Genomic DNA, 20865 nt, shown 5'->3' with positions numbered 1-20865 from the left:
AGATCAGGCTGTCATGGAAAAATTAACGGACCATGATTCATTCGGATTTATCTTCAAAGGCCAAAGAAGAACAACGCAAAGCTGTTGATAGGTTTTTTCAATTCCCGTCTCGGAATCCGAAACTGTTTCCACCGAATAATGCGCCACATTCGCCTTTTGGCTTAATTTAAAATCGATCACGAACGAATTCCACTGGTCGCGAACTTGCAAATGGTCTTTTTGTAAGATCTGCCCCATGGCCGCCAATTCTTTATCATAAAGAGAGAAATTAAATTCAACGCCAAAGGTCGCGTCAATTACTTCTTTAGATTCCAAATTCTTTATATCATAACGGACCATCAGCCCATGTTCCGTGGGAGAGATCTTTTTAGTTAAATTCGACAAATAATGATTGATATGCCCTCGACACGACATAACAATCTCATCAATGGAACCGTGTTTTTTGATCGCCGCTTCATAGCGGTCCGTAGAAAAATCACCACACTCTTCATAACTGCTATTAAAGAATTGCGCAACTTCAATGTCATTGGAAAGAAAATGGTCCACCAGGCAATGTCGCGGATTTTTATCATAAAAAAGGAAATTCACAAGGTCGTCTTGCTTTTGGACAAAATTATCGTGAATGGTGGCAATGCCCTCTTTAGATTGGGGCTCTTTTTCTTTTGACTTATTTTTTTCCCGGATTTTTTTGTGATAGATCTCTTCTTTACGGCTGATCGTATTAACCAAATTCCACGTCTTGTCTTTAACGTCCCAGCCAAAAAGCGTCGCGCCCGCATTAGGCTTAAGATAAAAATTATTATTCTTTGTCTCGATAATGATTTCCTTATCTCCGTCGTAATCTACGTCCACTTCGCGCAATTGAACAGCCGGCTTTCTTTTCGTTGCGGCATCAAGAAGGCTTTCCGCCTTGATGAGATTTTGATAAACAGCACTTCGTAAATGATTATGATAAAGCCCGCCAAAAACTCCGTGCCAATAGGCGTCATTAGCTTGCGCCATTAAAAGGTGCTTTCTGGCTTTCGTAGTTTCTGATTTGGTCAAATTCTTCGCCGTATCGATCTTATGGCTCACTTGAAGCATGCGCTTATGCATTAAATTAACTTCCGGATATTTAACCATAAAATTCCGATAGAAGCCTTTCGACCATTCCAGCATTTCCCGGTAGCTGGCGCATGGAAGATAGACGCGATCCGTCGGTAAATGTGTATCGTAGTATTCCTTAAACGTCATCGTTTGAAGCCAAGAACTATTTTGCTCGAGAATAGTAAAAAACTTCTCTAGCCAACCTTCTTCATAAACCCATTTGTAAGTTCCCGGCCAAAGGCCGAATTTCTCGCCGTCATCCCCGTAGGCGATCGTCACTTCCGGGCAATCTTGCTCACGCGCTTTTAAATATTCGATCGTTTTTTCCGGCTTTCCGAACGGAATGACATAACGCAGTTGTTCGCAACATGCGAATAAATTAAAGCGTTTCCCCTCATCTTCCGTCTCGTAAAATCCGCTTAGCTCCTCGGGTTTTTTGCCCACCATGGTAAAATGCGAATCATCCACGATGCCGTAATCTAAATTACAATTTGAGAACAAAACGGGCATCTTCGGTTCCCAAACTCTCTCGGCGATCCAAGCACCTTTTGCTTCATAACCAAAAAGTTTCTTGACCTTTTCCGTCAATAAATTTAACTGAGCCTCGGCATCTTGATGAGGAATAACGGTAAGGATCGGCTCATAGTAGCCGCCTCCAAAAATCTCCACTCGCCCTTCCTTAACCAACTTTTTGATCCGTGCGATAAATCCCGGTTCATTTTTTTCCAGCCAATCCAGCAGGCTTCCCGTATAGTGAAGCGCAACCTTGATCTTTGGATGACGCTCAAGAACATCAAGAAAAGGCCTATATGATTTTTCGTAAGCCTCTTTAAAAACACCGTCAAAATTTCCGACGGGTTGATGATTATGCATCGCTAAGAGAAGATTGACCATTATCTTTTTATGATCCTATTCGTTTCGATGAGTTCAATAAGGGCTTTATTTAACTTTTTGGCATCGTGACGGACATAATCGTCAACACCCAGCAAATCCGTCGCCGCAACCATATAATCCATTTTTTTTATTTTTTCAACATCCGGGGTGACCGGATACGAATTTTCCGCGCTGTACCGGCCCAGCATATCCGGAGGCGCGATCGCGTTATTTACTAAACACGCATCTATGATCTTAGGCGATGTATGCTCAACAATGGCTTTAACATGATCACTGGCACCGTAATTCTCTGTTTCGCCTTTTTGGGTCATCACATTGCACACATAGATCTTAAACGCCGAAGAATTCACAATAGCTTCCGTCATACCATGAATGATCAAATTAGGGATAATGCTCGTATATAGACTTCCCGGGCCCAAAATAATGATCTCGGCATTGGCAATGGCTTCTAAGGCATCAGCGGTCGGCTTAGAATTTTCCGGCTTTAAAGATAAACGTTTAATACGCGCATTGGACCTGGGGATCTTTGCTTCCCCTTCCGTACGCTTCCCATCGGCGTATTCCGCAACTAAGTGAACATTGCTCACGGTTGACGGAACAACTTTGCCTCGGATCGCCAAAACCTTACTTGACTCTTTAACAGCCTTTTCAAAATCTCCGCCGGTTAACTGGACCATCGCTGTTAAAAAAAGATTTCCGAAGCTATGCCCTTGAAGCTGAGATTTTTCGGAAAACCGGTACTGAAATAATTGGCTCATCAAAGCCGGCGTATCGGCAAGCGCCACTAAACAATTTCTAATGTCACCGGGAGCGACAATATTGAATTCTTCGCGCAAACGACCCGACGAACCGCCGCTATCGGCAACCGTTACAATGGCCGTAATATTCGATGTATATTCTTTTAACCCCAACAAAAGATTGGATAAGCCATGCCCTCCGCCCATCGCCACAATTTTAGGGCCGCGCTCTAGATAACGGCGCTCAAAAAGAATATTAACGAGATCTCTTTCGCGCTCGGGAAGAAAAAGCGTGATCAATGACACGATCATTTTCCCAATGCCAAAAACGACCAGCACGATCCCGCAAATAATGATAATAACACCAAAGCTGCTTACTAAGGTGTACGGCTGTGTCGTAAAAATAGCTCCGATCCCGACGACAACAATGCCGGAAAGCGAGGTCACCAGCCACCTCTTGACTTTCATCCCGGGATAAAGCCATTTAAAAATGGTCTGCAGCATGGCTTTTAAAGAGCTCTTTTATCTTCTTGAGATATAAACTTTAAGATGCTTTTCTCGTCTTTGGCCTGCTTTAAACTTTCTCTGAAATATCTGTCTTTGAGCAGACGCGATATCCGAGCTAAGGCTTTTAAATGCGGCCCGGCAGAGTCGGCGGGAGCAATGAGCAAGAAAAATATATAGGCGGGCTCTCCATCGAGAGAATCAAAATCAACGCCTTTTTTGCTAATGCCTAAAGCAGCTTTTAATTCGGTAACATATTCGCATTTGCCATGAGGAATGGCAACGCCTTGGCCGATCGCCGTTGAACCTAAGGCTTCTCGGGCCATTAAAATCTCGACAAGTTTGGCTTTGTTCTTTTTTTCAACTGCTTTCGCTTCAATGAGTAAATCAACTAATTCTTCAATAACATCTTTTTTGGTCGTCCCTTTTAAATCCGCCGTCACGGCCTCATCGCAGAGAAAATCACCGATCTTCATGGACGTACCTCCTTCGGTAACAAACATAATGGAATCCTCGTCGTTTTGGGTTTAACATTGATTTTCAATTAAATTAAAAGCGACGGATGGGGATCGAACCCATGACATCCTCCTTGGCAAGGAGGCATTCTACCGCTGAATTACCGTCGCAAGATTTTATTGGTCTTCGACTTTGAGATATTCCTGCTAGCCTATTAAAGAACTGTTGATCCACATTTTCTAAGCGCGGTTGAGCTTCCAACTTTTACAACTTTTGGCGCATCCTTCGTAAAAATCTGGTGGGCGGAAGAGGAGTTGAACCTCCAACCCTTTCGGGACATGCTCCTAAGGCATGCGCGTATGCCAATTCCGCCATCCGCCCGATCCGAATATATGACCGCTCAATCTTAAAAAGCGTAATGCCCGATAAGAAATTCGCTTCCGCTTAACTTTGATCTTACAAATTTGGTGACCCACCCGCGACTCGAACGCGGCACACCCACCTTAAAAGGGTGGTGCTCTGCCAGATGAGCTAGTGGGTCAAAAAGCAAATGATAAAATTTCAATGAACGTTTTAAATACGACCGCGATTATTGTACGGATACGAAATAATGGAGGCCGGGAAAATCAGGAAATGCTTTATCCAAAATCGACTAATTCTTTATTCTTTGATTCCGAGATCTTTTCAACTTCCGCGATAAACTTATCCGTCAGCTTCTGCACCGCGTCTTGGCCTTTAAAACTATCGTCTTCCGAAATAACGCTATCCGCTTTAAGCTTTTTGATCTTTTCATTAGCATCGCGGCGGATCGTACGCAAAGAAACGCGGCCATTTTCCCCCATGTCTTTGACAACCTTGGCCAATTCTTGACGGCGTTCTTTAGAAAGCGGCGGAATGGACAGACGGACGATCTTCCCGTCATTCATCGGTGTCACACCCAAACTGGATTTTAAAACTGCCTTTTCTATTTCAGCGATCGCCGAAATATCCCACGGCTGGATCACAATTGTCTTTGCGTCAGGAACGGAGATGTTGGCAATTTGCTTGATCATCGTCAGCGTTCCGTAATAATCGATATGCATTCCCTCGATGAGGCCCGGATGAGCACGGCCGGTACGGACTTCTGAGAATTCTCTAGAGACCGACTCCATCGTTTTCTTCATTCTTAATTCTGTTTCGCTGACAACATCTTTGATATTCATCGGTAGGTCCCTCCCTAAAAACGCTTTTCCGGATTCAAAAATACAAAACTAGCAAACGGTCGTGCCGATCTTTTCTCCTAAGACAACGCGCTTGATATTCCCCGGCTTTGTCAGGTCAAAAACAACAATAGGCAGATTATTATCCATGCAAAGGCTAGTTGCCGTCGCATCCATGACTTTTAAATTCTTTTTTAAGACATCAATAAATTTCAGGCGAGAGAATTTCTTGGCTGTTTTTACCTTAACGGGATCGGCCGTATAAACACCATCAACCTTGGTCGCTTTTAAAATAACTTCCGCGCCGATCTCTTTGGCGCGAAGCGCCGCGGCCGTATCAGTCGTGAAATAAGGATTGCCGGTCCCTGCAACGAAAATGATCACGCGCCCTTTTTCTAAATGACGCATAGCCCGTCGGCGAATATAAGGTTCGGCAACAGCACGCATTTCAATGGCGGTTAAAACACGCGTGGGAATTCCGTTATGTTCTAAAGCATTTTGGAGAGCCAAACCATTGATGACAGTCGCCAGCATCCCCATATAATCGGCAACAGAACGATCCAAGCCAAAACGCGCTGATTCAACCTGGCCGCGAAAGATATTGCCGCCACCAACAACTAAAGCGACTTCCACGCCAAGGCCGATCACTTCTTTTATTTGCGCCGCTAAAGAAACACACATCTCAGCGTCAATGCCGTGCGCCTGGCGCCCTTGAAGGGCTTCGCCGCTTAGCTTTAAAAGAATACGCTTATAGATGGCTTTTTTATTCACCTTCACCGACCTTATAACGGATAAAACGGCCGATCGATATATTTTCACCGATCTTAGCGACCAAAGAATTAAGATACCCTTGAATATTCATCGAAGGATCTTTGATATACGCCTGATCTAAAAGGCAATGCTCTTTAACAAAGACATCAGGATTTTTTTGTTCCTTCAAGATATCGGCAGGAATATCGTCTTTTTTGATGTATTTCGGAGCGGTCGCGGCAATTTGCATAGCCACGTCCTTGGTGAACCGGCAGAAATCTTCATTACGCGCCACAAAATCAGTTTCGCAGTTAACTTCTAAAAGAACACCGATTTTGGAACCTAAATGAATATACGCTTCCACGCGCCCTTCATTGGCCGTGCGGCTGCTTTTTTTCGCCGCTATTTCTAAGCCTCTTTTTTGTAAAATTTCTTTGGCCTTGCCCTTGTCGCCCTTGGCCTCTTCTAAAGCTTTTTTACATTCGATAACACCGCACGAGGTCATCTCTCGTAATTCCTTGATATCTGTTGCAGAGACAGCCATGTCATTCCTTTCTTATCTTAAAATAGCTTAAAATCTTTGGAAAAACTATTTCTTATCTCGGCCTAAACGAACCTTGGTAGGCCCGCGTTTTTGCTCAGCCGTTAATTCCGGGGCTTCTTCGAATGATTCTAAAACCTCAGGTAAGATAGCGACCTCTTCCTTGGCGGCATTGGCCTCTTCTTCGGCAGCCGCTGCCTTCACCCGCTCACCGACCGCAAATTCTTTCTTTCCTTCGATGATACTATCCGTCAAAAGCGAGACAACGAGGCGGATAGATTTTAAGGCGTCATCATTGCCGGGAATAACATAATCAATGGAATCCGGATCGCAATTGGTATCAATGAACCCAACAATAGGAATCTTAAGACGGCTGGCTTCGCGAACAGCGATTTCTTCTTTCTTGGAATCAACCATGACAATGGCCTGCGGCAAACGCATGCCCATGTCACGGATCCCTTTAAGATCGCGCAATAATTTATCTTTTTCTTTATTGAGTACAGCAACTTCTTTTTTGGTCAATTTTTCAAACGTTCCGTCTTCCGCCATCTTCTCGATCGCCTTCATTCTCTCGACGGATTTCTTAACTGTTTGATAATTGGTCATCAGGCCTCCCAACCAGCGATACTTAACATAATACATACCGCAACGTGTCGCTTCGGCCTCCATAACATCCTGAGCTTGCTTTTTTGTTCCGACAAAAAGAACATTACCCCCTTTTAAGGCAATGCCATGCAAGAAATCACGCGCCTTATTAAGGCACTCGACTGTTTTCTCAAGGTCAATGATGTAAATACCGCTTCTTTGCCCGAAAATGTACTTCTTCATTTTCGGATTCCAGCGCTTTGTCTGATGCCCAAAATGGACACCCGCTTCCAAAAGTTGTTTAATTAATTCGTCAGTCATTACTCCTCCGTTTTGTATTCTTGAATTTTTGTTGAAGTAGTATACCCAATAATCGTTTTTTTTGCAACTTTTTATTTCTTCGGGATTTAAGCGAAAATCGGCGGATTTCTGGCCAAAAGCTTACATCTGAAATTGCGTTTCGTAGAGTCTCTGATACAGACTGCAGGTTTTAAGCAATTCCTCATGCGTCCCTAAGCCCACAATTTGCCCCTCATTCAAAACCACGATTTTTGTGGCTTTTTTGATGGTGGAAAGCCTGTGAGCGATACAAACAACCGTTCTTTCGTTCATCAACTTATCCAGTGCTTCTTGGACAAGCCGTTCCGATTCTGAATCTAGCTGCGAAGTAGCCTCATCCAGGATCAAAATCGGCGGATTTTTCAAAATAGCCCTGGCGATCGCGATACGCTGTTTTTCCCCTCCGGAAAGCCGAAACCCTCGGTCACCGATAATCGTGTTATAGGCGCTAGGCATTTCCATGATAAATTGATGCGCGAAGGCTTTTTGCGCGGCAGACTCGATCTCCTTGAGTGAAGCATCCAAGTAACCATAAGCAATATTATTGCGGACCGTATCATTAAAAAGGATCGTTTCCTGCGTCACGATGCCTATCTGCCCGCGCAAAGACTGGAAGCTCACATCTCGTAAATTCACCCCATCCATCATCACAACACCGCAAGACGGATCATAAAAACGCGGGATAAGATTAACCAGGGTTGATTTCCCCGTTCCCGTCGGGCCAACAATAGCCACCAACTCGCCAGCCCTGATCTCCAGGTTGATATTTTTAAGAACATCGCCGGATTCTTTATCATATTGAAAGCTGATATCCTGCAACTTTATGCGATCTCGGATGATCCCGATCTGCTTGGCATCCGGCGACTCAACAACCGTTGGTTTGGATTCTAAGACATCATAAATACGTTCGTTAGCCGCTAAAGCTTGTTGTGTTAAAGCATTGACATTGGCCAATTTCTTTAAAGGATTGATCAAAGACATCATAGAGCCGAAGAAAAACCCGAAAATTCCAAACGACACGCTGCCGGCGATCACTTGGCGGCCCATCCACCAGAAGATCGCAACGCCGCAGAAAACACCAACGAGCTCGGTGATCGGATTGACCAAAAGGCTTCTTTGCAACCCTTTCATTTTTATCTTATAAAAATCCTGATTTTGCTGCGCAAAGCGCTTGATCTCATACGACTCCATGCAAAATGCCTTAACAATGCGCACGCCGGAAATTGTTTCGATGAGAAAAGAATTGATGTCAGCCATTTTTTCTTGGGAACTCTTGGAAAGTTTGCGCAATCTCTTGCCTATTTGGCGCATTGGCAAAGCAATAAGGGGAAATAAAAGAAAAGTCAAAACAGCCAACTTAAAATAGATGAAGAACAAAATAGCCGTCAGCATGATCACTTTAAATGTCTGATAAATAAAATCCGTTATGCCGTAAGAAACCGCGTTTTCAACCACCTGCACATCATTGGTAATGCGCGCGATCAACTCCCCGCTGCGTTTCTTTCCAAAATACTCCAATGATAGAGTTTGAATTCTTTCGTAAAGCTGAAAACGGATGTCGCGCATAACTTTCTGAGAAACATCGTTCATCAGATACCCGTACCAAAAACCAAAAAACCCTTTCAGGATGAACATCACAACAACGCCAACCGCCATAACCCACAATAATGTCATGGAAGGAGTCGCGTTAATTTGATCGATCAAATTTGTGATGAATTCGGGGGCCTTACCGGGCAAGATGATCGTTCCTTTGCTGAGGATCTTATCGGTAATAGGAACCATCAAAGACAGCTGAACTCCGTCGAAGATAGCGGAAATGAACATAAAAAAAGAGGCCAAAACCAATGTCTTGGAGTGGGGCTTTAAGAAGCGCAAAAGCTTAAAATAATTTTTCATGTTTGGGGGGCATATTAGCATAGCGATAAACTTTTGTCGAGCGATTTATGCCCATGGCCTCATTTGACTTTTGCGGAAAGATTTGTTATAGTCAGCCAATGAAAAAGATCAATGTGGCAGTTATCGGCATTGGGCATTTGGGTTCTCGCCATTTAAAAGTCTATCAAGAACTTTCCGAAAAAGTTAATGTGGTCGGTATTTGCGATACAAAAGCAGAGCGAGCCCAAGAACTTTTTGAGCAATATAAAATTCCCTTCTTTAAAGACCACCGTGATCTTGCCGGGAAAATCGACGCCGCCAGTATTTGCGTTCCTACCATTAATCATTTTAAAGTCGCGAAAGATTTCCTAAATAACGGCATTCACACCTTAGTCGAAAAACCTATCACCACAACAGTTAAAGAGGCCGAGAAACTGGTCGCTTTAGCTCAAAAAAACAACCTTAAGCTTCAAGTGGGCCACGTGGAGAGGTTTAATTCCGCGTTTGAAGCGATCAAAACCCTAGCTAAGAATCCTTTATTTGTCGAATGTCATCGGCTTAACCATTTCCCCAACCGTTCTTTGGATATCGGCGTCGTGATGGATCTCATGATCCATGACATTGATATTATTTTAGGATTGGTTAATGCTCCTATTAAAGATATTCAGGCTATCGGCGTTCCGGTTTTAACAGATAAGGAAGATATCGCCAATGCCCGCATCACCTTTAAAAACGGTTGCGTCTGCAACTTGACCGCCAGCCGTGTTTCCGACGATGTTACCCGAAAAATACGCATTTTCCTTCCCGACACTTATATTTCTTTAGATTATCCCAAGCAAGAAGCCTTCATCTATAAAAAGCACAACCAGCTCATCTCCAAGCACGCCTTGCCTATTGAAAAAGAAGAGCCGCTCAAAAAAGAGCTGGAATCTTTTATTGATTGCATTGCCGGCGATCAACAACCGGTCGTTTCCGGTGTTGAAGGCACCGAAGCGCTAAGAGTCGCCCTTCAGATCATCAAAAAAATATGGACTCCAAAGAAAAACATATCCTAATTATTGCCGGCGAAGCTTCCGGTGATATGCATGCTGCCAGCTTAGTTGATGAAATCAAACTGCTTGATCCTTCCATTATTTTTTCAGGCGTGGGCGGAGGAAAAATGCGCGCCAGCGGCGTTAAGCTTTTTGCGGACATCACCGATCTGGCGGTCGTTGGTTTTGTGGAAGTTTTAAAACATTTTAGCGAGATCAAGAAAATATTTAATCTCGTCTTAGCAAAAATAGATGAGATCAAGCCTACCGCCGTTATCCTCGTTGATTATCCCGGATTTAATTTACGCCTGGCCCGCGAACTAAAGAAAAAAGGTGTTAAAGTTATTTACTATATTAGCCCACAGATCTGGGCGTGGAAAGAAGACCGCGTAGCTCTCATTAAAGAATGCGTGGACAAAATGCTTGTTCTATTCCAATTTGAAAAAGAACTCTACGCAAAACACGGCATTGATGCGGATTTTGTGGGACACCCTTTACTGGATATGATCAACGTCCAGGTCTCGCGCGATATGCTTTTTCGCTCTATTAATTTCGCCACTAATAAATTAACCATCGGGCTTTTACCCGGGTCGCGTCAAAAGGAAGTGGAAACACATTTACCGGTGATGTTAGGCGCCGCCAATATTCTTTACCAGCAAAACCAAAAATTACAATTTCTTTTGATGCGAGCATCCACGATCAGCAAGAGCGTTTTAGAACACCCTATCCGTCATTACAATTTCCCGATCAAGATCATTGATGACCAAACTTATGTTGGAATTAACGCGTGCGATATTTGTATGGTCGCCTCCGGAACAGCGACGCTGGAAACAGCCATTTTACAAAAACCGATGGTCGTTATTTATAAAACATCGCTTTTGACCTGGATGCTGGCGAAATTATTTGTGAAAATTCCCTGCATCGGGCTGGTCAATATCGTGGCGGGACAAAAAATCGTTCCGGAATGTATACAATTTGAAGCGACAGCGGTTCATATTGCCAACGAACTCAAAAGCATTTCATCCAATGAATTTAAGATGAACCAGATCAAAAGCGCTCTTGGCTTTGTGAAATCTTCCCTCGGTGAGCCCGGTGCCAGCCGGCGCGCGGCAGAATCCGTTCTAAAAATTATCTAAATCCGCTTTTAAAATTTCGGTCGAAATTATTTCTTAATAGATTTCCTCAAGAAAATGACCATCGCCGCGAGAGCACAAAGGAAAATAATGCTCATCGCTACGGCAGACATTGGCACAGCTGAAGTTTTATGCGGTGTTTTTGCGGCAGAACCCTTCAAACTATCTTTTTTAAGCTCATCATTAGCTTTGTCACTATAGCTGCTTGCTGTTTCTTTCCAAGAAATCGGAGTATTTTTTCCTGTTCCAATTTTTAGATTTTTGGGGCCAAAAACACGAGGATGCTTAGCCCCCAATAAGTTCGCCGCAGTCTCTAGCGATTGACCTTGCTCATTCTCGGGAACAGCTATGTTGAGATCCGGAAAAACAGTTTTCCTTGAATTAAATGCCGCATCTTGCCGCGCATTCTGCTTAGAAGAAACGCTACCGGAACGATCGGAATCAGGAAATCCGATCGGCGCTTGTTGCGAAGAATCAACACTGCTGCTCTCAGTTGTTCGCTGAGAAACCTGGCTATCGGATGAAACTTGAGATTGGCCAACGGACTGATTTCCTTGAATTGGCTCAGGTTCACTATTGCCCGGCGGCGGATTGATAAAGATCGGCTGAGGCTCCACTTCACACGTAGACGAACATCCATCTTCGTCGGCTAGATTTCCATCGTCGCACTGCTCGCCTTCTTCAACAATAGAATTAGAGCACAGAGGGGCCGACGCAAATTCGATAGCACCGATATCCGGGCCCACCCCTCGATAATCCAGATCATTGATGTCTAATAAAAGCATGGCATTATCTATCGCCGGTGATCCGGGCAGCAACGTAAAGTCGCCGTCATTGAAATTTGTAAATAGCGGATCGAGGGCCGCGGAATTATTTTCCTGCCCGGAGAATTCTTGAAAATCAGCAAAATTAAATTCTGCCGTAGCCTGGTTGCCTAAAGTCTGATAAACAAATTTTATTTCGCTGGCATTGGGAGCAAAATAGATGTTGTTGTTATAAGTATTTAAGCTATGGTCAACATCGTATTGAAGAGAAGTCGGAATAACCTTACCGCTTGATGTCGAATAAAAAATATTATTCGCTACGGTATTCTCGCGAACATTGGAGCCATAAGGTTCTTCATCCTCAAAATCAGCGTATACTTTCAAACCATATTTAAAGCTACCCATAAAAATGTTGTGGGCGATCGTATTATTAATGCTGTACGGCCATGTAATTTCCCTTGAATCAGAGTCGGCATTTTCCAACAACACCGCGCCATAAGTGATCGTCGGAACATTATCAAAAATATCTAAAAATTGATTATAGATCACCCGGTTATCTCTTCCGGAATCCACATGCAAAGCTACACCGTTAGGGGTATGAAAAATATTATTCTCAACGAGCGAGCTGTCGGTATCTGAGAGCCAAATACCCGTCACCCAAGCCGGAGACAAATAAGCCGCTTCTTCGATCAAATTATTATGGATATTGACACGCAAGACGCGATAGGTAGGACGGCCTTCCAGCAAAATACCGTTACCGCCGTTTCTTACGATGTGATTATTATAGAATTCAATATCGGACGAATCATGAATAGATGCGGCCGAATTTAGATTGAACAAACCATTGCCTTCGTAATAATTATCATGATAAACAAGGTCTTTGGTATAGTAAGTCAGCGTGCCGCAGCTGATATTGTTAATGAATTGATTATTGCGGATCTGCGAATTGACCGGATGATACTGGCTGTCATTAGGACCAAAATTCGGCCCGACGTAAAAAAGACCTATCCCTCCGTTATTCTCAACCAAAGAATTCTCAAAAACAAGATGGCTGTTATACGAATAAAAATAAACTCCGGATGAGCCGTTATTGTAAACATGCAGGTTGTCGAAGACCAAGTGATTTGGGAACAATTCCGGCGTATCGGTCGTATGCACATATAAACCGTGAGCTCCCGCAAAACGAAGGTTAAATTTTCTAAATTCTATGTGGTGAGAATTCTGTTGAAAAATGACAACCACAGACCTGCTCGATACTTCCCATGTATGATTTTGCGGAGCTTCTTGGGATAAAGGCCGAACATAAACATAGTCCGGATCGCTCGAAAGCGCACCGAACTGATAAAGATATTCTCCGGGCGTGTCGAGCAAATTAAGATTATCAACTAACCGATAAGGGCTGTCATTGGACGGATCTCCATTTTTATAAGTTCCGTCCGCATTTATTTCCAGGAAATTATTTTCAATAGGATTGATCGAAGTAGAGAATACTGCTTCGCAGGAATCCCGGTCGTAATCGACGATCTTAGCTTTCTTTTTCCAAAGATATTCTGTCATGATCTCGGCCCAAGAGCCGATAATTTTCTCATCGGGAAGTTGATTGAGATCGCAATCGACCAAACCATAACGCGTAAATCCATCGTTGAGATCATTGTCTCCATCGTCACTGCTTGAGCTAGCTAATCTTGTTCGATAATCTTCCGGAAATCTGGCGCTATATAAAGCCTGGCCGTCTTCAAAAACTCCTCTGTTAACATCTTCACTGCCTGCTAAAACAGTGCGATAAACGCCATTGCCCATATCTTCCCAAACTGTTTTAATATTTGTACCTGACAAAATAACTTCTTCGTTTTGATATCCTTCTATTTTATTAGGCTTTCCTTCCACTCCGGACGGCCAATGGACATCGGTTAAATAATCACGATACGTTCCGGCACGAAAATAAATCGTATGCCCGCCTGTTACGATCGTATTGTTATTTTGCAAATTCTTTATGGCGATCAAAGCCGTAGCCGGACTGCGCCAGCCCTTGTAACCCGTCGAAGATCCGGCGCAACTACGCGTAGACGGATCATAATTATTATCTAAGCAATCCGCGCTTAAACTGGCGTCAACAAAGAAAGTTAGAAACGGACTGGCCTCTTCCGTCTGGCAAAGAGATGAACAACCGTCACCATCAATGATATTTCCGTCGTCACATTGTTCGCCTTCTTCAATGATCGAGTTGGAGCATACCGGCGGTAACGGTTCTTCTGTTTGGCAGACGGCAGAACAGCCATCACCGTTTATTAAATTTCCATCATCGCATTGCTCTCCGGTTTCAACGATCGAGTTGGAACAAATCGGAGACGGAAGATACCCCTGTTCGACTTGGCAAATAGCCGAACAGCCGTCACCGCCTGAAGAATTTCCGTCATCACATTGTTCGCCTGCTTCAATAACAGCATTTCCGCAAACAGTACCAGCCACCATTTCATAAACACCGGCATCCCAAGCTTCGCCAGAAGGCCTTAAAACCCCCCGAGCATCCTGATTAAAGGAGCTTAGCTGAATTCCCTCATCAATGATCGAGCTATTCGCGGCCGGATAATAAGTATCAGCGCCTAGCAAGGGATTAATGTTGGAAGAATTTTGTTCCTGATTATAGCCAACCATAAAATTTTTATAACCGGAAAATCCTCCGCCGATCTCTTCATCCGCTCGATAATATTTCGAACAATTATAATAAACATTATGATCAAGCGTGAACGTCCCAATTAACCCCTGATCAAAATCCATACAGCGTCCATTGTTCGTACCTAAAATAATGTTATTTCTGAAGTCAACGTACTCTGACGCCCCATACCTGCTTAATAAAACACCCGAGGAAGAATGAAACACATTATTATAAACGCCATTGTTTTTAGTTTCATAATATAAGGAAAACGCAACGCCATCGGGAACGTAAACAATATTATTATAAAAAAGACCATCCAAGCCTGACCCCACTACTCTAGCTTTTAAATTATTGTTACGTATGATGAAGTTTCGCACCGCGTAGCCGGGAGGCTGAGAATCAGATCGATAGTCAACCGACGTCACGGTATCTTGGATAATATTATTTTCGATCAAGGCATAATCGCCCTTAGCCGCGACAGCTGTAGCATCGTAATTAATTTCTAAGGTTCCGCTGTCCCACTTGACCGGTACTCCCGCAAAAGAGAAATGATTGCGCGCAATAATGACATGGTCCCGGTCGCTATACAAACCTTCGTAGTATGTATTTCTAACCCGGCTATTCACTAATGTAAAATAATGCCCGTGTTCAGCATAATCGTCCCATACACCGTACAAAGTCACTCTAAATCCTTGATACGCATATTCTATATTCAAGTTTTCAAATGTCACAAAGGGGCTTTGCACTTTGATAACCGACTCTCGATCCACAAAAAATACATTTTCCGGGTTTAAATTTACCAACCTTAAGTAAACAGTGTTGTTCGTTGTCTCGACGTAAAAAGCATCTTGCCCTGCCGCAAAACCGGCACTTTGCAATTCAGCTAAATTAGCCGCCGCTAAAAGCCCATAGGAATTTTCCCCGATCGCCTTAAGACTCGTTAAGTCAAAGCCGCTGCCGGAGAAATCTCTAGAATAAATACCATTATCTGAATTAACCCAGCCTGAATCGTAATGCTCCCCAAGTCGAATGGTCACTGATTCAGCTCCATAAGGCTTGAAAGTTACTCGATGCTCAGGGCCCGCCCCGCCCTTATCGATCAAAAGGCTTTTTTCCTTATATGTCCCCGCCCTAATAAGAATGGAATCTCCGGGTAAAGCTTCATCGGCCGCTTTTTGAATGGTACAAAAAGGTGTTGCCAGACTACTATCTCCCCTAGAGCGCCCATCATCGCAAGCACCGCCCATACTGCTCTTATCCACATAAATATTTCTTGGTGCACAAACCAAATTGGGATCTTCAGAGCAATCTTTGACATCATTGCAATTATTATCCCTATCGTCATAAACTTCGCTTGCATTAGGATGGATGTAATGATCATTATCATCACAATCATCACCTAAAACACAATTCTGACCAAAGCCGTCTTTATCATTATCAATACATTCATCCACTTGGCTTGCCGGAGCCAGAACAGCCATAAAAAGCCCCGCTCCGCCATACGGCGTTACGCCTTTAAGATTGTGATCCGTGTAGCTATATTTCCCCATGCTGCTGGTAAAAAATAATCGCCGTCCATCTTTGGAAACATACGGCAAGGGGCTATACGTCCAGTTGTAAGCACAGGGAGCCGTTTCATCATACGCTTCGCAAGTCTCAGGATGTAATTCATTCCATTTTCCTGCGGTTTGAAAAGATATTAAATGATGATGATCAAAAACTTCCGTTGATCGGTCAAAAAATATCTGAAATAAAGAAACGGTCTTTAACCACGGTTGCGTATTATGGCCGCTACGCTGACTAGAACCATAAAAAGAATTTGGACTGTCACTAAAGAAATAGCCTGACTGTTCATTAGCCCAGGTCACATGGCTAGGATAATACCAAAATAACTCATGCGGATAATTGGCAGAACGGGTATTGTCGGGATAAAAAGTACATGTGGGAAAATGCCAAACACCTACCGGCCTGGTGCCATACCCAATAGCGTGATGCTGTTTATTTTGGCTGAGGGCATTATGCCCACTGCCGGTATGCGGATAACCATAATACTCATCGGGCAAAGGACTACCGGGATGAGCCTGGCAAAATTCTCGAGCCGGATCCAAAACGGCAGAAAAATAACTAGGGCTGATCTGAAGAATTGTATTATTCGTAACGTCAAATTCAAAACCGCCTGTGCTCCAATCATTATCTTTAAAAGAGCAGCGAAACGTATTGCGATCGGTGAATCCATAGCATTCCGTACCACTGACATCTGTTCCATCGCTGGGGTCAAAACTGGCAAGCTGGGTTACGGAATCGTCCGTTACGTTAATTTTGTAAACATGATATATTTCGGCATTCGGAATAGCGTAAAGAACATCTTTTTCGCTTTCGAGCGGGCTCCAAAAAATCGTTCCCACTTTCCAACGATGCGCGCCAGTATTGTCAATAGTCGGCAAGGGCCTTGCCGCCTGTTTATACTCATCTTCTGTTTGCCAATTCAACAAGCAAGGCGTTGGGCTATGCGCTTGGCATTCTGATTGATCAATAAATCCCCAAACATTCGCCCGTCCATTACCGGAGCTATTGGTTGTGTTACTTAATTCATACATTAAGATTCTTGTCTGGTCAGCATTAAGAGGATTTTTGGTGCCATAAAAAGTATTATTCATCGCATAGCCAGGATGGCTTAATCTTATTAAGTTGGTGACCGCAAGACTCTCATTATCATCGCTCCCCGCCGAAATTAAAGGATTTGCAAAAAACACAAAAAAGGCGATCAGCACAAAAAATATCGCCTTTGGGTAAGCAAATTTCATTATTTTGTAAGTAGTTTCTTTATTATTCATGGAATTGGATTTCCTAAGCATACCTTAGTATAAGTATGCCCGATATTTACAAGAATAGCAAAGCCAAATTGATACTTAAGTTGTTATATTTCAACAGCTTATAGAACAATTGACATAGATTCCTTAAAGGGCCTATATTTTAGGATTTTGCTCATATTTAGAAGTAAAATAATGTACAGCTTTTACTTCCAAAATACGTCAATCCGCTCTACTTTTTTATCGCGGATATCAGACGCATATTTATGCGCAATGATTGTCGAATTAACGACGATGGGGGTTTTACTGCCAAAGTAGAATAAATGGATTTTTTCGATCTTCGCGGAATTCTTCCCGAACGTATCCCGGCGCTTTGGATTATGATAAACCACAAGTGCGGAATTCAGGAAATTAAACGCGTAAGAATTCTTCGGCAAGGTTATTTTTTGCCAGGATTTTTTGGCGCTAAAATAATCAACCGTTTTTTCTTCACCCGAAAAAATCCATCCCGGCAAAACAGGCCGAAATTGCAAACTTAATTCGCCTTTTACATTAACACTAAAAGGTTTTTCTCCGATATTCATCAAGATCCAAATATGCAAGAGTTCGGCGGTCGTTCCGCTTAGGCGAGCCACAAACCCGCGCCCGTGTAAATTTTTGTCATCGTGAGCGCTGCTGACGATAAAAGAGGAATTTTCCAAAATACTGCGGCCATATATTTTTGGATCTAAGAAAGGCACAGCGGTATTTTTTAAATTTTCATAAAACTCTTCATAAAGCCCATTACGCAATAATTCCAGAAGGAACTTATATTCCATATGCATCCAAATGGATTCATTTTCCAACCAGCCGCGCGGGAAAACTTTTGTACGCCCAATATCTTCGGATTCCCCTTCTAAGCTGGCATTGACCTTATACATTTTTAATTCTTTATCAAAAATGGCACTTTGACGTATTTTACGATAGAGGTCTTTGGCTTTTTCCCGGTCGTTTTGAACGCGCAATTCATGGACAAAACCCTCTAAGAAAAGCGGAAGCGGATGAACCTTGAATTCCAAGGGCCGCACATGGCCATCTCCATCAGAGTTGGAATGCTGCAATTTTTCAAACTTCGTTATTTCATGCGCAAAATAAGTAGCGCAAAGGCCGTTTTTATCCTTGGCGCGTTTAAGCGCGTCATCAACTTTTTCAACAATAAGCTTTAAGAATTCCTTAATAAAAGAAGCTGAGATCTCTTTTTCTTCCCCGCTAATGCCGAAACGAACACTTAAACGATAGTGTTCCTTAATGTCGTTAGACCGCGACCAATAAGAAAAATGATTGCCGGACGACCTTAAAACATCGGCGAGGTTAGAAATGAATTGCGAAAGTTCACTGAAGACAAGAAATTTCTGATCATCGCGCACCGATAATTGGTCCAATGATGTTAATAAAAATGCGCAAAAACGTTTTAATTCCAATGTCTCCGAAAGCGACGAACCCAACAAACCCGGCAAGCCGTTTAAGGCATCATACCAGTTAGGCTTTTCGGCTTCCATCTCAAGTCCTAAACCGCTAGGGTCAAATGACGCGGCCTTGTTGGCGATCAGGCAAAGCAATTTTCCGACGAGTCCGGTCGAATAAATATCGCCTTTACCGTTTTCGATCCTTAAAACATTATCTTTTCTTTCGGCCTTAACTTCGCCGCGCCCATCCATGACCGCGTGGTGCTGCCGGCAGCCATGCGCCGTCGTAATATAACGCTTATCACGCGGCACAACGTAAAAAGAATTATGGAAAAATGTAAAAACCTTTTTTTCCAAAAGAAGTTCTTTGAGCTTTTCCGGATAAACGCCTAAATAACTTTCGATCAGATCAAGATTGTACGTCCAGTGATCCGTCCAAAATCCTTCGCCATGCTCCGCGGATTCATGCGACCGGCAACAGCTTAAAACTTTTCTCAAAAATTCTTCCGAGGAGACATTAAGACGAATTCCACGGTGAACGATCGATGTAATAAGTGACCCCGGCAGAAAATTCTTCTTTAAAAGCCCATGGATGTGTTCAATATCTTTTGAAGAGGCACATTCTTTGAGGACACCGTCAAGTTTTTGCGTATCCGTGACCGAAAAAACAGCGCCTTTGATGGTGAGCGGATTAAAACCGTCGGGCTGGATAAGATTTAGAAAGTTGATCAGATGGGAATCGCGCACATCCGTATTGAACCAAACATCATTGCGCCGGTTTTGATTAACATCGCGGTAATTGCCATTTCCCTGCGAAAGAAATGTCGGCGTAAAGACAAAATAATTATAATCACGCTCCGGATCTCCGTGCTTGCGGCTAAAAACATTGAGCGCAACCGTTCCTTTGTCCGTCTTGAAAGATAAAGGAAGCCCTCCGCGCAAGACATTATCTAAAAAGGTGTGTTCGCAATAAAGGTCAAATTCCCGGGAGGCGCTTGCCGTAAACGCATAGTTCTTGATTTCATTAGTGATCTCTTTATTCTGTTCGGCTTTTCGCTCGATATAGCCGCCCGAAGTTACCTTGCGGACGATCTCATTGAGATCCTTGACGCTGTGGGTGTGCCCTGACAACGAAACAATTTTCTTTTCTTCGTGAGAAGCAAGGCTTAACGCAGCAAAGCTCATGGCGCTAGGCGTCACATTTTGCGCAAATTGTTTAGCCGGAACTTTAAACTTCTTTTCACTTAAGAATACTTCCGGCCTCATGAAATCCGCCGAAGAGCCGAATATCAAACTAGGATGAGTGAGGCAATCCAGAAGTTTATTTTTCTTGCCATCAGAGCTAAATCCGAAATAAAAATTCCCGGCCGTGATATGAGAAACGGCGGGCTTGTCAGAAACAACCACTTTTAAATTATAATACGGGGCTTTTTGTTCAAGATTGCTGACCCTAACCCATGCCTCAACTGTGCGCGGAATATTTTTTAATAACCAATCGGTAAATCCGTGCGGAATAATGATCGGCATCCCGTCAATGACCTCAAGGTCAATTCTTTTACGAGAAATATTTTTGACCTCTACACTACGAACCAACGCGGCAAAAGGTTCTTCGGGAAGCGTGAAATAATTAACGCTAATCGATAAACCTAAGCTCAAGTTTTCTTCTTCTAATGTTAAGTCGTGCGATGTGATCGCCATGCGTTGGCGAATGGAAAATTGATTCTGGAGCGATGGGTTTTGGAATGGCTCATAAAATACCGACTTGGCGCCGGATCTAACTTTGATGAAGGTTCGAAAACCTTGCAAAGAGGTTAGCCGATATGCTTTATTGGCGGGTTGAAATTCCATAATGGCTTTATCTTTGCCTTCAATGCCAAAACTGGTAATTCCCTGGCCGCGATTAACGTAAAAACACCACATCGGAATTCCCCAGGCCCCTGCAACACCGGGAAAGAAATTGCTGAATTCCGCCGCCTGATTATAATCTTCGATGACAAAACGATTTTTCGCGTCTAAATAACACTTTTCAGTTTTTGGCCTGCTGCCTACTTTTTTCATAT

At 43.3% G+C, this 20865-nt stretch carries 12 protein-coding genes and 3 tRNA genes; 2 read left to right on the top strand and 13 right to left on the bottom strand.

Translation table 11 applies throughout. The features are described 5' to 3' along the window. Positions 1 to 3: 3 nt before the first annotated feature. The 11 genes from WC676_04080 to WC676_04030 all read right to left on the bottom strand — a co-directional run bounded on the left by WC676_04080 (position 4) and on the right by WC676_04030 (position 8987). Positions 4 to 1980, bottom strand: coding sequence for an alpha-amylase/4-alpha-glucanotransferase domain-containing protein (locus tag WC676_04080; protein MFA5059783.1), 1977 nt, complete (start codon positions 1978 to 1980; stop codon positions 4 to 6). Beyond that, positions 1980 to 3221, bottom strand: a complete 1242-nt coding sequence (locus WC676_04075) for a YvcK family protein (GenBank protein ID MFA5059782.1) — start codon at positions 3219 to 3221, stop codon at positions 1980 to 1982. Before WC676_04075 ends, WC676_04080 begins: the two co-directional genes overlap by 1 nt. A gap of 5 nt (positions 3222 to 3226) precedes the next feature. Beyond that, complete coding sequence (locus tag WC676_04070) at positions 3227 to 3724, bottom strand: PTS sugar transporter subunit IIA (protein MFA5059781.1); 498 nt, start codon at positions 3722 to 3724, stop codon at positions 3227 to 3229. Positions 3725 to 3775: 51 nt separating this feature from the next. Further along, a tRNA-Gly gene (locus WC676_04065) sits at positions 3776 to 3847 on the bottom strand. A gap of 126 nt (positions 3848 to 3973) precedes the next feature. Further along, positions 3974 to 4058: transfer RNA gene (locus WC676_04060), tRNA-Leu, on the bottom strand. An 84-nt stretch (positions 4059 to 4142) separates the two neighbouring features. Then, a tRNA-Lys gene (locus WC676_04055) sits at positions 4143 to 4218 on the bottom strand. Between the two features lie 97 nt (positions 4219 to 4315). Beyond that, positions 4316 to 4873, bottom strand: a complete 558-nt coding sequence (gene frr / locus WC676_04050; GenBank protein ID MFA5059780.1) for a ribosome recycling factor — start codon at positions 4871 to 4873, stop codon at positions 4316 to 4318. 54 nt (positions 4874 to 4927) lie between these two features. Further along, positions 4928 to 5647 carry a UMP kinase gene (pyrH, locus tag WC676_04045; protein ID MFA5059779.1) on the bottom strand — a complete coding sequence of 240 codons (720 nt, stop codon included), beginning with the start codon at positions 5645 to 5647 and terminating at the stop codon, positions 4928 to 4930. Next, entirely contained in the window at positions 5640 to 6170 is a 531-nt protein-coding gene (locus WC676_04040) for a translation elongation factor Ts (protein ID MFA5059778.1), read from the bottom strand. Before WC676_04040 ends, pyrH begins: the two co-directional genes overlap by 8 nt. 45 nt (positions 6171 to 6215) lie before the next feature. After that, entirely contained in the window at positions 6216 to 7073 is an 858-nt protein-coding gene (gene rpsB / locus WC676_04035; protein MFA5059777.1) for a 30S ribosomal protein S2, read from the bottom strand. A gap of 120 nt (positions 7074 to 7193) precedes the next feature. Continuing rightward, complete coding sequence (locus WC676_04030) at positions 7194 to 8987, bottom strand: ABC transporter ATP-binding protein (protein MFA5059776.1); 1794 nt, start codon at positions 8985 to 8987, stop codon at positions 7194 to 7196. 53 nt (positions 8988 to 9040) lie between these two features. Between WC676_04030 and WC676_04025 the strand changes: the two genes are divergently transcribed. Then, the gene (locus WC676_04025; protein MFA5059775.1) at positions 9041 to 10021 is read left to right on the top strand and encodes a Gfo/Idh/MocA family oxidoreductase; all 981 of its coding nucleotides are present in this window, start codon (positions 9041 to 9043) and stop codon (positions 10019 to 10021) included. Beyond that, positions 9994 to 11133 (top strand): lipid-A-disaccharide synthase, encoded by a 1140-nt coding sequence (gene lpxB, locus WC676_04020; GenBank protein MFA5059774.1) that lies wholly within the window; start codon positions 9994 to 9996, stop codon positions 11131 to 11133. The genes WC676_04025 and lpxB overlap by 28 nt, the downstream gene beginning before the upstream one ends. A gap of 26 nt (positions 11134 to 11159) precedes the next feature. Here lpxB and WC676_04015 read toward each other — a convergent pair whose 3' ends face one another. Further along, positions 11160 to 17384 carry a right-handed parallel beta-helix repeat-containing protein gene (locus WC676_04015; GenBank protein ID MFA5059773.1) on the bottom strand — a complete coding sequence of 2075 codons (6225 nt, stop codon included), beginning with the start codon at positions 17382 to 17384 and terminating at the stop codon, positions 11160 to 11162. A 182-nt stretch (positions 17385 to 17566) separates the two neighbouring features. Further along, on the bottom strand, positions 17567 to 20863 hold the full coding sequence (locus WC676_04010; GenBank protein MFA5059772.1) for a hypothetical protein: 3297 nt from the start codon (positions 20861 to 20863) through the stop codon (positions 17567 to 17569). Positions 20864 to 20865: the final 2 nt, after the last annotated feature.

It is taken from the genome of Candidatus Omnitrophota bacterium (genome assembly GCA_041649175.1).
Taxonomy (GTDB): domain Bacteria; phylum Omnitrophota; class Gorgyraeia; order Zapsychrales; family JBAZNR01; genus JBAZNR01.
This window is presented reverse-complemented; position numbering and strand designations above follow the sequence as displayed.

Coding starts and splice junctions, on each gene's coding strand:
- WC676_04080 (MFA5059783.1), bottom strand. CDS start 1,980: ATGGTCAATCTTCTCTTAGCGATGCATAATCATCAACCCGTCGGAAAT.
- WC676_04075 (MFA5059782.1), bottom strand. CDS start 3,221: ATGCTGCAGACCATTTTTAAATGGCTTTATCCCGGGATGAAAGTCAAG.
- WC676_04070 (MFA5059781.1), bottom strand. CDS start 3,724: ATGTTTGTTACCGAAGGAGGTACGTCCATGAAGATCGGTGATTTTCTC.
- WC676_04040 (MFA5059778.1), bottom strand. CDS start 6,170: ATGGCTGTCTCTGCAACAGATATCAAGGAATTACGAGAGATGACCTCG.
- rpsB (MFA5059777.1), bottom strand. CDS start 7,073: ATGACTGACGAATTAATTAAACAACTTTTGGAAGCGGGTGTCCATTTT.
- WC676_04030 (MFA5059776.1), bottom strand. CDS start 8,987: ATGAAAAATTATTTTAAGCTTTTGCGCTTCTTAAAGCCCCACTCCAAG.
- WC676_04025 (MFA5059775.1), top strand. CDS start 9,041: ATGGCCTCATTTGACTTTTGCGGAAAGATTTGTTATAGTCAGCCAATG.
- lpxB (MFA5059774.1), top strand. CDS start 9,994: ATGGACTCCAAAGAAAAACATATCCTAATTATTGCCGGCGAAGCTTCC.
- WC676_04015 (MFA5059773.1), bottom strand. CDS start 17,384: ATGAATAATAAAGAAACTACTTACAAAATAATGAAATTTGCTTACCCA.
- WC676_04010 (MFA5059772.1), bottom strand. CDS start 20,863: ATGAAAAAAGTAGGCAGCAGGCCAAAAACTGAAAAGTGTTATTTAGAC.